This is a genomic window from Rhizobacter sp. P1_G5 (assembly GCF_056405435.1).
The window spans coordinates 1-929 of record NZ_JBFUCB010001094.1; the positions used below are offsets into that span (position 1 = coordinate 1).

Here is a 929-nt window from a genome sequence, read left to right on the forward strand (position 1 = left end):
CTCGCGGTGCTGGCGGTCGACGGCTTCGTCTGGAGCCTGGCCGTGGCGTGGCTGAGCCCGCCGCACCACCCCGACATCGTCGCGCTGATGGTGGCCTCGCTGGTCGGCGTGTCGGCCGTGGCGCTGTTCGTGCTGCAGGCCGCGTGGTCGGCGTGCGCGTCCTTCCTGGTGTCGCTGCTGTTGCCGGTGGTGGTGGCGCAGGCGCTGCAGGATTCCCGCGCTGGCATGTTCACCGCGATCGGCGTGCTGCTCTTCCTCGGCCTGATGCTGTGGGAGGCGCGCCGCGCCGAGCTGCGCATCCGCGAACTGCTGCGGCTGCGCTTCACCACCGACCGCATCGCCGAGGAGCGCGCCGAGGCGCTCGCGCTGGCGCAGCGACAGAGCAGCGTGAAGAGCCAGTTCCTCGCGACGATGAGCCACGAGATGCGCACGCCGCTGCACGGCATCCTCGGGCTCGCGCGATTGCTGCGGCGCCAGCCCGAGCCGCCGACCGCCGCGCAGTGGGACGTGATCGAGCGCGCCGGCGAGCACCTGCTGGCGCAGATCAACGACATCCTCGATTTCTCGCACCTGCAGGGCGGCACGATCGCGCTCGCGCAACAGCGCTTCGACCTCGCGCAGCTGATCGACGACGTGGTCGCGCAGTCGTCCCCCGCGGCGAGCGAGCGCGGGCTGCTGCTGCAGGCGCGCCTGTCGATGACACGCCCGGCGCTGGTGGTGGGCGATGCGGCGCGGTTGCGCCAGGTGCTGCAGCAATTGCTCGGCAATGCGATCAAGTTCACCGAGGCCGGTTCGGTGACGGTGATCGTCAAGCACCACCCGGTGCGCGGGCGGGTGCGCATCGACGTGCGCGACACCGGCATCGGCATCGCGGCGGTCGACCGCGGTCGCATCTTCGATGCGTTCCAGCAGGGCGACAACTCGTTCCG

1 protein-coding gene is annotated in these 929 nt (G+C 71.3%); it reads left to right on the forward strand.

From position 1 onward, the window contains the following. Nucleotides 1-929: sensor histidine kinase (locus AC1D12_RS34250; protein WP_477845513.1), on the forward strand; the 929-nt coding region annotated here is incomplete at both ends.